The organism is Nostoc sp. UHCC 0252 (assembly GCF_034931145.1).
Lineage (GTDB): Bacteria > Cyanobacteriota > Cyanobacteriia > Cyanobacteriales > Nostocaceae > Nostoc.
On sequence record NZ_JAYGHE010000039.1, the window covers coordinates 30,581 to 47,371 of the forward strand.

Below are 16,791 nucleotides of genomic sequence, written 5' to 3' on the forward strand. Positions count from 1 at the left end.
ATGGATAAAACTATAAAAACAAGTTCTCCACTCTCTTCTGGCCAAGAAGCAATGTGGTTTATCTACCAAATTGCTCCAGAGAGCGTTGCTTATAATATATTTATTACTGTAAAAATTAATTCTTATTTAAATATCGTTGCTGTCAATCGTGCATGGGAAAAAATTATTGACCGCCATCCTATTCTCAGGACTACATATACCAGTTTTGAAGGCAAACCCGTTCAGCAAGTTAATCAAGAATATAAATGTAATGTTGAGGTAATAAATGCCAGCAATTGGAGTGAAGATTACTTAAAAGAAAAAATATTTGCTATAACCGACAGCCCTTTTAACTTAGAAAAAGATTCAGTTTTGAGAGTTAATTTATTTACTCGTTCAGCAGAAGAACATATTCTCCTGTTAACAATGCACCACATTGCAGGTGATATGTGGTCTTTTGATTTACTGCTGAGTGAATTTCAAACTTTGTATGCCAAGGAAATTGAGCAAGTTAGTCAAGAGCAGAACCAAACCGCTCCAGATTCTTTGACTGAAAATAAATCTTATCTAGACTTTGTTCGCTGGCAGTCAGAAATGCTATCTGGTTCTAGAGGAGAAAAACTGTGGCAATACTGGCAAGAAAAATTAGCTGGCGAATTGCCAATTTTGAATTTACTCGCAGATAAACCCCGTCCCCCGGTAAAGACTTCTCAAGGCGCAACACATATTTTAAAGCTAGATGAACAGTTAATTCAAAAACTCAACCATCTATCTTTAGTCTCTAGAACAAGCCTTTATCAGATTCTGCTAGCAGCATTTTACGTGCAACTTTACCGCTACACCAATCAAACAGACATTCTCATAGGAAGCCCGATGAGAGGTAGGTGGGGTAAAGAGTTTAAAGAGATTGTCGGCTACTTCGTTAACCTGAACGTTTTACGAGTTTCTGTTCAGGAAAATGCCACGTTCAAAGAATTTCTTGCTCAAGTCAGCAAGACAGTTAGAGAAGCCCAAAAGCATCAAGATTACCCTTTTTCTTTGTTAGCAGAACAACTCCAACCACAACGAGATCCCAGTCGTTCTCCTTTATGTCAGGTTAGTTTTACTTGGCAAGCACACCGTTGGTGTGAATCAACAGGAAATTATTTGCACAGTGGAGAACAACTGCTTGAGATAAAACCATACTTGCTGGGACATCAACGCGGTGCAGACTTCGATCTGAATTTAATGGTGATGGAAGCTCAGGGAGTATTGCAACTCTGCTGGCAATACAATACTGACTTGTTTGAGGCTAGTACAATCACGCGTATTGCAGGGCATTTTGTTACCTTGCTTGAAGGAATTGTAGCTAATCCTCAAGAGCAGATTTGGCAATTACCTCTGCTGACAGAAATTGAACAACAGCAGTTATTAGTTGAGTGGAATGATACAGGTGTAGATTATCTCCAAGATAAATGTATCCATCAGTTATTTGAGGAGCAAGTAGATAGCACACCCGATGCTATAGCAGTTGTGTTTGAAAATCAACAACTGACTTACCAGCAGTTGAATTGTCGCGCTAACCAATTAGCCCATTACTTGCAATCTCTGGGTGTGGGTGAAAATGTGCTGGTGGGTTTGTGTGTAGAACGTTCCTTAGAGATGGTGGTGGGATTATTGGGGATTCTCAAGGCGGGTGGGGCTTATGTGCCACTTGACCCTGAGTATCCTGCTGAACGCTTAAGCTTCATGCTCACAGACACTCAAGTAAAAGTGCTGTTGACTCAAGAGAAATTAGTAGAATCTTTTCCTCAACATCAAGCCCGTGTCGTTTGCTTAGATACCGACTGGCACACCATTAGCCAAGCGAATCAGGATAATCTCAACAGCACAGTCAGTGCAGAAAACCTCTCTTATGTGATTTACACATCCGGTTCTACAGGCACACCCAAGGGAGTCGCCGTTACTCATCAGGCTGTCAATCGACTGGTGTTAAACACCAACTATATACAGTTAACAGCTGATGAATGCGTTGCTCAAGCGGCAAATATTGCTTTTGATGCAGCCACCTTTGAGATTTGGGGAGCATTGCTGCACGGAGCCAAGCTAGTCATTATCACTAAATCTGTATTGCTGATCCCGGAAGAATTTGCTGTCCATATCCGCGAACATCAAATCAGTGTTTTATTTTTAACCACAGCTTTATTTAATCAGTTAGCCAGTGTTGTCCCGCAAGCATTTGGTTCTCTACGATATCTATTATTTGGTGGTGAAGCGGTTGATCCCAAATGGGTGCTTGAAGTACTAGATAAAGGCGCTCCCCAGCATTTGCTCCATGTCTATGGGCCAACAGAAAATACCACATTTTCTTCTTGGTATTTGGTAGAAGACTTAGCAGCGACAGCCACAACTATTCCCATTGGTCGGGCGATCGCTAATACGCAAATCTACATCCTTGACCAAAACTTACAGCCTGTACCAGTAAGTGTACCAGGAGAACTGTACCTTGGTGGAGCAGGATTAGCACAGGGCTACTTCAACCGCCCTGAATTGACAAAAGAGAAATTCATCCCCAATCCGTTTGATAATTCCAAATTATATAAAACAGGGGATTTGGCACGCTATTTAGCAGATGGCAACATAGAATACTTAGGGCGCATTGACAATCAAGTAAAAATACGTGGTTTCCGCATCGAGTTGAGCGAAATCGAAGTAGTCCTGAGCCAACATGGTGATGTGCAAGTATCTTGTGTCATTGTCCGGGAAGATACCCCTGGTGATAAACGTTTAGTCGCCTACGTGTTAGCACATCAGGACTGTAAACCCACAATCAGCGAACTGCGGCAATTCCTCAAAGCAAGACTCCCAGATTACATGGTGCCAAATATAGTTATTTTGGAGTCACTGCCGCTTACTCCCAACGGCAAAGTAGACCGCCGTGCCTTACCCATACCGGATTTACATAGTGAACAACAAGATAAATTTGTTGCACCTCGTAATCCAATGGAAGAAATGCTGGCACTCCTTTGGACACAAGTGCTGAGAGTAGAGCTTTTAGGCATTCATGACAACTTCTTTGAACTTGGTGGACACTCGCTACTCGCAACACAATTAGTTTCACGCATCCGCAACGTTTTTAAAGTGGAACTACCATTGCGTGAGTTATTTGCAAGAGCGACAGTAGCGGAATTAGCACAATCAATTAGGCAGTTGCAGCAACAAGACTTAGAACTATCTGAACGACCTATCTTACCAAAGGTGAGGGATGCAGAATTACCACTGTCTTATGCTCAACAGCGTCTGTGGTTTTTAGATCAGTTAGAGCCGAACAGCGCCTTTTACAACATTCCTATGGCTTTGCGTCTAGTGGGAAATTTGAATCAACCAGCTCTAGAACAAAGCTTACAAGAGATTATTCATCGCCACGAAGCCTTACGCACCAACTTTATTACAGTTGATGGAAAACCTTCTCAAATTATTCAAACACAAGAGAATTGGACAGTTTCAGTTGTTGACTTAAAGTATTTATCTACAACCGAGCAAGAAATTACTAGCCAAGAATTAGCACGACAACAAGCTATTGAGCCTTTTGACCTGGCAAACGGAGCATTAATCAGGACGACATTACTAGTGCTGTCGGAGACAGAACACATATTGCTGGTGTGTATGCATCATGTTGTCAGTGATGGCTGGTCAATGGGTGTATTTGTCCAAGAACTAGCAGCGCTGTACGATGCTTATTCTCAAGGTCAGCCGTCACCTTTAGCACCGCTGCCGATTCAGTATATAGATTTTGCTATCTGGCAAAGAGAGTGGTTGCAAGGAAATGTACTGCAAAACCAACTAACTTACTGGCAACAACAACTGGCAAACGCACCAGCCCTATTGTCGCTGCCCACAGACCGACCCAGACCTGCTGTGCAGACTTTTGCTGGTGCATATCAAAAGTTTGCCCTCTCTGCTGAACTCACTGGTAGGTTGATACAACTGAGTCAGCAACAAGGGGTGACTTTGTTCATGACACTGTTAGCAGCGTTTGATACCCTGCTTTACCGCTACACAGGTACAGAAGACATTTTGGTGGGATCTCCCATTGCTAATCGCGATCGCAGTGAGATAGAAGGGTTAATTGGCTTTTTTGTCAATACTTTAGTCATGCGTACTGACTTATCAGGCAACCCCAGTTTTAGCCAATTACTAACTCGTGTCCGCGAAATAGCAATGGAGGCATACTCGCATCAGCATTTGCCTTTTGAAATGCTAGTGGAAGCATTGCAGCCAGAACGGGATCTTAGCCATACACCGCTATTCCAAGTGATGTTTACACTTCAGAATGCGCCCGTATCAACCGTGGAGTTAAATCAGTTAAGTGTCAGTTCAACGTTGATAGAAGGTACAACTGCCAAGTTTGATCTTACCTTGTCAATGGAAAATACTGCTACTGGAGTAGTGGGTGTGTGGGAATATAGCACTGACTTGTTTGATGCCAGCACAATTGAGCGAATGACGGGTCATTTTGTGACATTGCTTGAAAGTATTATTGCTAACCCACAACAGTCCATTTCTCAATTGCCCCTGTTGACAGAAATTGAGCAACAACAGTTATTGGTTGAGTGGAACAATACTCAGGTGGATTATCCTCAAGATAAATTTATCCATCAGTTATTTGAGGAGCAAGTAGCGCGTACACCCGATGCTGTAGCGGTGGTGTTTGTAGACGAGCGCAGCGAGGCTTCTCGAAGAGTAAACCAACAACTGACTTACCAGCAGTTGAATAGTCGCGCAAATGAGTTAGCACATTACTTGCAGTCTTTGGGAGTGGGAGCAGATGTGCTGGTGGGTATTTGTCTGGAGCGATCGCTCTTGATGGTAGTAGGACTGCTAGGGATTCTTAAGGCAGGTGGAGCTTATGTACCACTTGACCCAGACTATCCCCAAGAGCGCCTGAGCTTTATGCTAGAAGATGCTCAAGTGAGAGTGCTGCTGACACAACAGCAACTCAAGGAAAAGTTACCTCAGCATCAAGGAAAAGTTGTATGTTTAGATGCTGACTGGCAATTTATTTCTCAGTCCAGTCAGGAAAATCCAATTACTACCATACAAGATAGTAACTTGGCTTATGTGATTTACACTTCTGGTTCCACTGGCAAGCCCAAAGGAGCAATGAACACTCACTTAGGAATTTGCAATCGCCTGCTATGGATGCAACAAGCTTATCAATTAACAGCACTAGATTGCATTTTACAGAAAACTCCTTTTAGCTTCGACGTTTCAGTTTGGGAGTTCTTCTGGCCATTAATCACTGGAGCGCGTTTAGTTGTGGCTAAACCAGGAGGACATAAAGATAGTGCTTACTTGGTCAACCTAATTTTAGAGCAGCAGGTTACTTATGTGCATTTTGTTCCTTCTATGCTCCAGGTTTTCTTAGAAGAACCAAGTCTCGAAAATTGCCGTAGCTTGAAACGAGTGATCTGTAGTGGTGAAGCTTTACCTGTAGAACTTCAGGAACGCTTTTTTGCTCGGTTGGAGTGTGAATTGCACAATCTTTATGGCCCAACAGAAGCGGCAATAGATGTCACCTACTGGCAATGCTTTCCAAATGGCAATCTTAGGACAGTACCGATTGGTCGTGCGATCGCCAACACACAAATTTACATTTTAGACGAGCATCTGCAACCAGTTCCCGTAGGTGTGGCCGGAGAATTGCATATTGCTGGTTTAGGGTTGGCACGAGGCTACTTGAACCGAAAAGAATTGACAACAGAAAAATTCATTTCCAACCCCTTTGACAATTCAAAATTATATAAAACTGGAGATTTAGCGCGTTATTTACCAGAAGGCACAATTGAATACATCGGAAGAATTGATAACCAAGTAAAAATACGTGGTTTTCGCATCGAATTGGGAGAAATTGAGGTATTACTGAATCAATATGAGGAGGTGCAGGCATCTTGTGTTATTGCCCGCGAAGATACGACGGGGGATAAACGCTTAGTCGCCTATATAGTGCCGCATCAGCACTCTAAACCCACAACCAATGAACTGCGGCAATTCCTGAAAGCAAAGCTACCAGACTACATGGTTCCAAGTGCTTTTGTAATATTGGAATCAATGCCACTCACTTCTAACGGCAAAGTAGACCGTCGCGCTTTACCCGCACCGGATTTATCCAGCGAAATCAAAGATAAATATGTAGCCCCACGTACTCCAATTGAAGAAATACTGGCGCAAACTTGGTCACAAGTACTGCAACTGCCACAGGTAGGCATACATGATAACTTCTTTGAACTTGGGGGACACTCACTATTAGCAACGCAATTAGTTTCACGCATCCGCAACATTTTCAAAGTGGAACTACCATTACGAGAGTTGTTTGCCGCCGCCACACTAGCCGAATTAGCACGAGAAATTGAACAATTACAGCAACAAGACTTACAACTGTCTGCACCACCTATCTTACCAAGGGCGGAGAATGCACAATTAGCACTGTCTTATGCTCAACAGCGTCTGTGGTTTTTAGACCAATTCGAGCCAAACAGTCCCTTCTACAATATGTCCATAGCCTTGCGTTTAGCAGGAACTGTGCAAGTTGCCGTATTAGAACAAAGCTTCCAAGAAATTATTCATCGCCACGAAGCGTTACGTACTAATTTCATTACGGTTGATGGACAGGCAACACAAATCATTCAAACAGAAACGAATTGGACAGTATCAGTTGTTGATTTGAAGCATTTATCTACAACTAAACAAGAAATAGCTTCACAGCAATTAGTGCAACAACAAGCTATTCAACCCTTTGAGTTGGCAACACAAGCATTAGTGAGAGCGACATTAGTAGTGCTATCCGAGACAGAACACATATTATTAATGTGTATACACCACATAGTCTCTGATGGCTGGTCAATCGGTCTATTTGTTCAGGAGTTAGCAGCACTGTACAATGCTTATTCTCAAGGTCAGCCGTCACCATTAGCACCACTGCCGATTCAATATGCGGATTTTGCACTGTGGCAAAGACAGTGGTTGCAAGGAGAAGTACTACAAAGCCAATTGAGTTATTGGCAACAAAAATTGGCTTCGGCTCCAACTTTATTGTCGCTATCCACAGACCGGCCCAGACCGGCTGTGCAAACTTACCAAGGGACACATCAAGAGTTTGCACTTTCTGAAGAACTAACTGGTAAGCTGGCAAAACTCAGCCAAGAGCAAGGGGTGACTCTGTTCATGACGCTGTTGGCAGCGTTTGATACGCTGCTTTACCGCTACACAGGTACAGAAGATATTTTGGTGGGTTCGCCAATTGCTAACCGCGATCGCAGTGAGATAGAAGGGTTAATTGGCTTTTTTGTCAATACTCTAGTCATGCGTACTGATTTATCAGGCAACCCCAGTTTTAGCGAATTACTGGGTCGTGTTCGAGAAATGGCAATGGAGGCGTACTCGCATCAGCATTTGCCTTTTGAAATGCTGGTAGAAGCATTACAGCCAGAACGGGGTCTTAGCCATACACCACTGTTTCAAGTAATGTTTGTCCTCCAGAATGCGCCCACATCTGGATTAGAACTGACTGGGTTAACTGTCAGTTCATTGCCAATAAAAGGTACAACTTCAAGGTTTGATTTAACCTTAATAATGCAAAACTCTCCTACTGGTTTGGTAGGGGTGTGGGAGTACAACACTGATTTGTTTGATGCATCCACCATTGAGCGAATGACTGGTCATTTTGTGACATTGCTTGAAGGTATTATTGCTAACCCAGAGGAGCGAATTTCCCAATTACCACTGCTGACACAACCGGAACAACAAAAGTTACTTGTCGAGTGGAACGATACTCAAGTAGATTATCCACAAGATTTGTGCATCCATCAGTTGTTTGAGGAGCAGGTGGATAGTACACCCGATGCTGTGGCAGTTGTATTTGAAGATCAACAACTGACTTACTATGAATTAAACTACCGCGCTAACCAGTTGGCGCACTACTTGCGGTCTTTGGGTGTAGGATCTGATGCCCTAGTTGGTCTGTGTGTAGAGCGTTCTTTAGAGATGGTCATAGGACTTCTGGGGATTCTCAAAGCGGGTGCTGCTTATGTGCCACTTGACCCAGAATATCCGCCTGAGCGCTTGAGCTTTATTTTAGAAGATGCTCAAGTTTCAGTATTGCTAACCCAGCAGTCACTTCTTGACAGATTGCCCCAGCATCAAGCACAGCTTGTTTGTTTGGATACTGACGCTAAACTGATTTCCCAATCGGGTCAGGACAATCTCATCTCCGACGTACAAGCAACTAACTTAGCTTATATAATTTATACTTCTGGTTCTACAGGTCAACCCAAAGGTATAGCCATGAATCAGCTTGCCCTTAGCAATCTGATCTTGTGGCATCGAGAAAATCTGAAAATTCCTCGTGGAGCAAAAACCCTACAATTTGCTTCGATTAGCTTTGATGTCTCCTTCCAAGAAATATTCACTACCTGGTGTTCTGGAGGCACATTGTTCTTAATTACGGAGGAATTACGCAGAGATACATCAGCTTTGTTAGGTTTTCTCCAACAAAAAGCAATTGAAAGAATGTTTCTCCCCTTTGTTGCCTTACAGCAACTAGCTGAAGTTGCTATTGGTGGTGAATTAGTTAATAGTCATTTGCGGGAAATAATTACTGCTGGGGAACAGTTGCAGATTACTCCCGCTATTTCCCAATGGTTAAGCAAACTAACTGATTGTACATTGCACAATCACTATGGGCCATCAGAGAGCCATTTAGCCACCAGTTTTACTCTGACTAATTCAGTGGAGACTTGGCCGCTACTTCCTCCCGTTGGTCGTCCCATTGCCAACGCGCAAATTTACATCCTGGATCAGTATCTACAGCCTGTACCCGTTGGTGTACCAGGAGAATTGTACATTGCTGGTGTCCTTTTATCGCAAGGCTACTTCAACCGACCAGAGTTAACACTTGAGAAATTCATTCCTAACCCCTTTAAAAGAAGCAGAGGAGCAGCACTTCGGCTACGCTCAGTGACCGATGAGCAGGGGAGCAGAGGGGAAACCTTTAATTCCGATCGCCTTTACAAAACAGGGGACTTAGCACGCTATTTAAGCGATGGCAATATTGAATACCTGGGGCGTATTGACAATCAGGTGAAAATTCGGGGTTTCCGCATCGAGTTGGGAGAAATTGAAGCAGTACTGAGCCAACTTGATGTGCAAGCATCTTGTGCGATCGCCCGCGAAGACATTCCTGGGAACAAACGCCTAGTCGCTTACATTGTGCCTCAAAAAGAGCAGACTTGTACTGAGCGGAGTCGTTGGCGCAGCCTCTCGCAGAGAAGTAAACTCACAGTCAGCTTTGTGCGTAACTTCCTGAAGTTAAAGTTACCAGAATATATGGTGCCAAGTGCGATCGTTATCTTAGAAGCTTTACCGCTTACCCCCAACGGTAAACTAGACCGCCGCGCATTGCCTGCACCTGATTTACATAGCCAATTATTGGACAAATATGTTGCCCCACGTAACCCAATCGAAGAAATTCTGTCGCTAATTTGGGCGCAAGTTCTGAAAGTAGAGCAAGTGGGTATACATGATAACTTTTTTGAACTTGGAGGACACTCATTACTAGCAACGCAACTCATCTCCCGCGTGCGTACTAGCTTGAAAGTAGAACTACCATTGCGTAGCTTATTTGCTGCCCCAACGGTTGCTGAATTGTCCCAAAACATTCAGCGATCGCAGCAACAAGATTTAGAACTAACAGCATCACCCATCGTACCAAGGGCGGAGGATGCAGAATTACCACTGTCTTATGCCCAAACACGGCTATGGTTTTTAGACAAGTTAAACCCAAACAGCGCCTTCTACAACTTCCCCATAGCTTTGCGTCTAGTCGGAACTCTCAATCGAACTGCCTTAGAACAAAGCTTACAAGAAATTGTTCATCGCCACGAAGCGTTACGCACTAACTTTGTCATCGTTGATGGAAAACCTTCTCAAATTATTCAAACACAAATAAATTGCACACTCTCAGTTGTTGACTTAAAACATTTATCTACAACCGAGCAAGAAACAGCTTCACAGCAATTAGCGCAACAACCCTTTGACTTAGCAAATGAAGCATTAGTTAGGGCAACATTAATAGTGCTGTCCCAGACAGAACACGCCTTATTAGTCTGTATGCATCACATAGTTAGCGATGGCTGGTCAATGGGTGTGTTTGTTCAAGAGCTAGCAGCCTTATACAATGCTTATTCTCAAGGTGAGCCGTCACCTTTAACACCACTGCCGATACAGTACGCAGATTTCGCAATTTGGCAGCGAAACTGGTTGCAAGGAGATGTCTTAGAAAGTCAATTGAGTTACTGGCAACAACAACTGGCAAACGCACCAGCTTTGTTGTCACTACCCACTGACCGACCTAGACCATCTATGCAGACTTTCGCAGGAGCATATCAACAGTTTGCGCTCTCACAGCAGCTCACTGACAAACTTACACAACTAAGCCAGCAACAAGGAGTTACCTTGTTTATGACGCTGTTGGCAGCGTTTGATACCTTACTTTACCGCTACACAGGTACAGAAGACATTTTGGTGGGTTCGCCAATTGCTAACCGCGATCGCAGTGAGATAGAAGGGTTAATTGGCTTTTTTCTCAACACTTTAGTCATGCGTACCAATTTGGCAGGCAATCCTAGCTTTAGCGAATTACTAGGTCGTGTTCGTGAAATGGCGATGGATGCATACTCTCATCAGAATTTGCCTTTTGAAATGCTAGTAGAAGCATTGCAGCCAGAACGGGATCTCAGTCACACACCACTGTTTCAGGTGATGTTTGTCCTCCAAAATGCTCCCATATCTCAACAATTGGAGTTGACTGGGTTAACTGTTAGTCCACTGGTGGTAAAAAGTACAACTACCAAGTTTGATCTGACTTTAGGAATGGAGAACACTGCCAATGGACTAGTTGGCGTGTGGGAATACAACACTGATTTATTTGATGCCTCCACCATTGAGCGAATGACGGGTCATTTTGTGACATTGGTGGAAGGTATTATTGCTAACCCAGAGGAACGAATTTCTCAACTGCCACTGCTAACAGAATTTGAGCAACATCAACTTTTAATAGAGTGGAATGATACTCAGGTAGATTATCCACTAGATAAATGTATCTATCAGTTGTTTGAAGAGCAGGTCGGACGTACACCTGATGCTGTGGCAGTTGTGTTTGAAGATCAACAACTGACTTACTACCAGTTGAATATTCGTGCTAACCAGTTGGCGCACTACCTCAAGTCTTTGGGAGTGTCCGCAGATGTGCTAGTAGGCATTTGTGTGGAACGCTCGATAGAAATGGTGGTGGGACTGTTGGGCATTCTTAAGGCGGGTGGGGCTTATGTACCACTTGACCCAAACTATCCTACTGAGCGTTTGCGCTTTATGCTCCAAGATGCTCAAGTTTCAGTATTGCTAACCCAGCAGCGACTCGTTGATAGATTGCCTGAGCATCAAGCAGAGCTTGTTTGTTTGGATACTGACTGGCAGCTTATTTCTCAGTCCATTCAGGATAATCTCATCACTGAGACGCAAGCAACTAATTTGGCTTACGTGATTTATACCTCCGGTTCTACGGGTCAACCCAAGGGAGTGCTGATTGCCCATCAAGGATTGCTAAATTTGGTGTTCTGGCATCAAAACACTTTTAACATCACGACCTTAGATAAAGCTACTCAGCTAGCAGGAACAGCATTTGACGCTGCGGTATGGGAATTATGGCCTTACCTGACCGCAGGAGCAAGTATCTACTTAGTCAAATCTGAGTTCCTTAGCTCGTTAGTGAAGCTACGAAACTGGTTGATTTCAAAGCAGATTACTATCAGTTTTCTGCCAACACCACTGGCACAGGAATTATTGTCTTTGGAATGGCCAACTGAAAGTTTGGCTTTGCGAACCATACTGACTGGAGGAGATAAGCTTCATCAGTATCCATCAGATTTAGTCCCCTTCCAACTAGTGAATAACTATGGCCCAACTGAGAATACTGTTGTTACAACTTCTGGACTGGTAGTTGCCAAGGAGCAAGATCAGATATCACCGAGTATTGGGCGAGCGATCGCTAACACTCAAATCTATATTCTAGATAGTAATCTGCAACCAGTTCCCATTGGTATCCCAGGAGAGTTACATATTGCTGGTGTTGGATTAGCAAAAGGCTACCTCAACCGCCCCGAACTGACAACTGAAAAATTCATCCTCAATCCGTTTAGCACTGAGCTGCATTCGCGCCTATACAAAACTGGGGATTTAGCACGTTATCTACCAGATGGCAACATTGAATACCTGGGACGCATTGACAATCAAGTAAAAATTCGGGGCTTCCGCATCGAGTTGGCAGAAATCGAAGCATTACTGGGACAACATGATGATGTGCAGATATGTTGTGTCATTGCTCGTGAAGAAACTTCAGGTAATACTTGTACTGAGCGGCTTGCCTTGAGCGAAGTCGAAAGGAGTCGAAGTAAGCGCTTAGTCGCCTACGTAGTGCCGCATTTACAGATGACACCCACAACGGACGAACTGCGTCGGTTTCTTGACGATAAACTGCCTGGGTATATGGTGCCAAGTGTTTTTGTGATGCTGGAGTCCTTACCCCTGACACCCAACGGCAAAGTAGACCGTCGCGCTTTGCCTGCTCCAGATTTACAACAGGAACTATCAAATTATGTAATGCCAAATACTGAAGTAGAAAGAATCATTGCTGGCATTTGGCAAAACACACTGGAAGTAGAAAAAGTGGGAATTTACAATAATTTCTTTGAATTAGGAGGTCATTCGTTACTACTGGTACGAATTAATCAGCAATTGCAAGAAAAATTTGGTTTAGAAGTGTCAATAGTTGATATGTTTAATTACCCAAATATACATAGATTAAGCCAATATGTAAGTACCAAACTTAACAAAGAAGATACATTAAAACAAAATAATTCTCGCCCTCAATCTCCAAGTGAAAGTAAAGCTTTCAGGAACCAACAATTACAGCTTAGACAGCAGTATCTTTCTCAAAGGAAGGGTAAAAAATTATGATAAATTCCGTTAATATTAATGACTTCAATAATTCTGAAATAGCAATAATTTCTCTTGCCGGTAGGTTCCCAGAAGCCAAAGATATTAACTCTTTTTGGCAGAATTTGCGTGATGGCGTAGAATCTATCTCCAGGTTGACGGATGAGGAATTAATAAATTCTGGCGTTTCTCTAGATTTACTGAATAATCCTAATTATGTAAAAGCTAATGCTGTTTTATCAGACATTGAATTGTTTGATGCAAACTTTTTCGCCTATAGCGCGAAAGAAGCTGAGTTAATAGATCCCCAACAACGCTTATTTTTAGAGTTGGCGTGGGAGGCAATAGAAAAGGCTGGTTACGATCCGCATACCTATAATGGGTTAATAGGGGTTTATGCTGGTGTGGGAATGAACAGGTATCTTGTCAACAATCTCTACCCTCATCATCAATTATTAGAGACAGTTGATCCACTGCAATTAATAATCTCCAACGATAAAGATTTCTTGCCAACACGAGTTGCATATAAACTCAACTTGACTGGGACAGCAGTGAATGTACAAACTGCCTGTTCTACTTCTTTGGTTGCTGTTCACTTAGCTTGCCAAAGTCTATTAAATTGTGAATGTGACATGGCTTTAGCTGGGGGAGTTACTCTCAGCATTCCCCAAAAAATAGGTTATTTGCATCAAGAGGGAATGATTCTTTCTCCTGATGGACACTGCCGTGCTTTTGATGCTAAGGCACAAGGAACAATTGCTAGTAGCGGTGCTGGGATTGTGCTATTGAAAAGATTAAAGGATGCGATCGCAGACCGCGACCACATCCATGCAATCATTAAAGGTTCGGCAATTAATAATGATGGTGCAATGAAAGTGGGCTTCACTGCTCCTAGTGTTAGCGGTCAAGCAGCAGTCATTAGCGAAGCTCAAGTTATAGCTGGTGTAGATGCCGAAACAATTTCCTACATCGAAACTCATGGGACAGCTACACCTTTAGGAGATCCCATTGAAATTGCTGCTTTAACTCAAGCTTTTAGTCAAAGTACTGATAAAAAAGGTTTTTGCGCTATTGGTTCGTTAAAAACCAACTTAGGACATTTAGATACAGCAGCAGGTGTCGCAGGTTTGATTAAAACTGTATTAGCACTGCAAAATAAAATGCTGCCTCCTAGTTTGCACTTTGAGACACCTAATCCCAAAATTGACTTTGCCAACAGTCCTTTTTACGTCAATACAACCCTGACTGAATGGAAAACAAATAACACCCCTCGCCGTGCTGGAGTTAGTTCTTTTGGTATCGGGGGTACTAATGCTCATGTAATTTTAGAAGAAGCACCTTTAGAAATTAAAAATTTAAAATTAAAAATTAAAAATTCTAAAGATGCTATTGAACGTCCTTTACACTTGTTGGTACTTTCAGCTAAAACTGCGAGTGCGCTGGAGAAGGCAACAGCTAATTTAATCACACATTTAAAAGAGCATCCAGAACTTAACTTAGGTGATGTAGCTTATACCCTTAATAGTGGTCGGCGGGGTTTTAATTACCGACGGATGTTAATTTGTCAAGACTTAGAAGATGCTGTCAAAACTCTCAGTAATTTAGCACCCCAACAAGTTTCTACCAATTATACAGAGATTACAGAACGGTCTGTTGTCTTTATGTTTCCCGGTCAGGGTTCACAGTACGTCAACATGGCGCGGGAAATTTATGAAGCTGAGACAGTATTTAAAGAACAAGTTGATTATTGCTCAGAAGTTCTTAAACCCTTACTAGGGCTAGATTTACGTCATCTTCTTTACCCCAGTGAAGAAAAGATTGATGAGGCATCAAAGCAACTTCAACAAACAGCGATCGCTCAACCTGCTATTTTTGTAATTGAATACGCCCTAGCTAAATTATGGCAGTCTTATGGAGTGGAACCACAAGCTGCGATCGGTCACAGTATTGGCGAGTATGTAGCAGCAACTCTAGCAGAAGTTTTTTCCCTAGAAGATGCCTTATCTCTGGTAGCAGCACGCGGACAGATGATGCAGCAACTGCCCACTGGAGCAATGCTTTCAATTCCACTACCCGCAGACAAGATAAAATCCCTACTAGGACAAGAACTTTCTGTTGCAGCGATTAATCAACCCTCCCAGTGTGTAGTTTCCGGTTCCACAGCAGCAGTAGATACACTACAAAATCAGCTTGCTGCTCAAGGGATTGAATGTCGCCAACTGCATACTTCCCATGCCTTCCATTCTCAAATGATGGAACCAATCTTAAAGGCATTTGCAGAACGAGTCAAAAAAGTTACTTTAAATCCGCCAAAACTTCCTTATATTTCCAACCTTACTGGTAATTGGATTACAGTTACCCAAGCCACAAATCCCGACTACTACGCTCAACATCTGCGTTCCACTGTGCTGTTTGCCCAAGGTGTCGAGAAATTATTGGCAACACCTGAGCAAGTCTTACTAGAAGTAGGGCCAGGACACACGTTGACTACATTAGTTAAAAGACATCCAGATAAAGCAGCCGCACAAACAGTTTTGACTTCGGTACGCCATCCTCAAGAAAATCAATCGGATAATCATGTTTTATTCACTACATTAGGTCAACTCTGGTTGGCTGGAGTCAAGGTAGATTGGTTTGGATTCTATAGTCACCAAGAGCATTACCGCCTTCCCTTACCGACTTATCCCTTTGAGCGCCAACGTTATTGGATTGACCCCCCACAAAAAGCGGCTTGGGGACAGTTAGAAACCTTACCCACAACATCACAATTATGGACATTACTTACACAAGCAGGGCAAAAACAAGCAAATACTAGAAATGCAGAACTCAACGAGTTAACATATCAGGAAAACATACAGTGTTTGAATCGTTTATGTACAGCCTACATAAACTCTGCATTCAGGCAATTAGGGGCTTTTAGCAATGCCGAAGAAAAGTATTCTTTGGAGAATTTGTTGGCGCAATGCCATATTTCTCCTCGCTATCAGCAATTGTTTTCTAGATGGTTAAAAATATTAGTTGAGCAAGGACAACTACAGGAACAGGAGGGGTTATTTACTGGGTTGCTGCCATGTTCACAAGATTATATTAATGAACATTTAGAAGAAGTTAGAGCGAGGTTTGCTACTTCATCTTTAGTAGATTTAGATTTAGTGCAACGCTGTGGTGAAAATTTAGCTGCTATTGTTGTTGAACAAGAACCCTTAGAGATTTTCAATGAACTGGTTTACCAAAAAGGAAACAACGGTTCACATTCCGAATCTCCCTTAAATACTTACTACAACTCTATTTTGGACTCAAGTTTGGAACAGGTGGTCAAATTATTGCCATTGCCTCAAGCTTCTGCATCAGCTGCATTTAGCATAAAATCTAGGCTAGAACAGAATAACCAGAAATCAGAGATTTCATTACAAAGAAAGCCGGATATTTTTCAGCCAGAAAAATTATCTGCACTCCACTTAAGACCTGATTTGCCTAATTCTTATCTAGCTCCCCGTAATGAGATTGAGCAAAAAATTGCCAATATATGGGAAGAATTATTGGGAATTAAACAGGTGGGAATCCATGACAATTTTTTTAAATTAGGAGGAGATTCTTTAATAGCCGTTCAAGTTTTATCCCGAATACGAAATATTTTTTCTATCCGATTATCTGTAGCAAATTTATTTGAGTCACCCACAATAGCTGAAATAGCACCAAAGCTAGAAAAACAAATAGATCCAGATACAAGCTTTGGCTCAAGTGAGAGAGAAGAAATAACAATTTGAGTAACAAATAATTTTA

The 16,791-nt window shown here is 42.5% G+C and carries 2 protein-coding genes; both read left to right on the top strand.

Going from position 1 to position 16,791, the window contains the following annotated elements; translation table 11 throughout:
- Window positions 1–13,029 (top strand): non-ribosomal peptide synthetase, encoded by a 13,029-nt coding sequence (locus VB732_RS20765; RefSeq protein WP_323232798.1) that lies wholly within the window; start codon window positions 1–3, stop codon window positions 13,027–13,029.
- Window positions 13,026–16,775: a type I polyketide synthase gene (locus VB732_RS20770; RefSeq protein WP_323232799.1), complete on the top strand. Its 3,750-nt coding sequence runs from the start codon at window positions 13,026–13,028 to the stop codon at window positions 16,773–16,775. Before VB732_RS20765 ends, VB732_RS20770 begins: the two co-directional genes overlap by 4 nt.
- The last annotated feature ends 16 nt before the right edge of the window (window positions 16,776–16,791 follow it).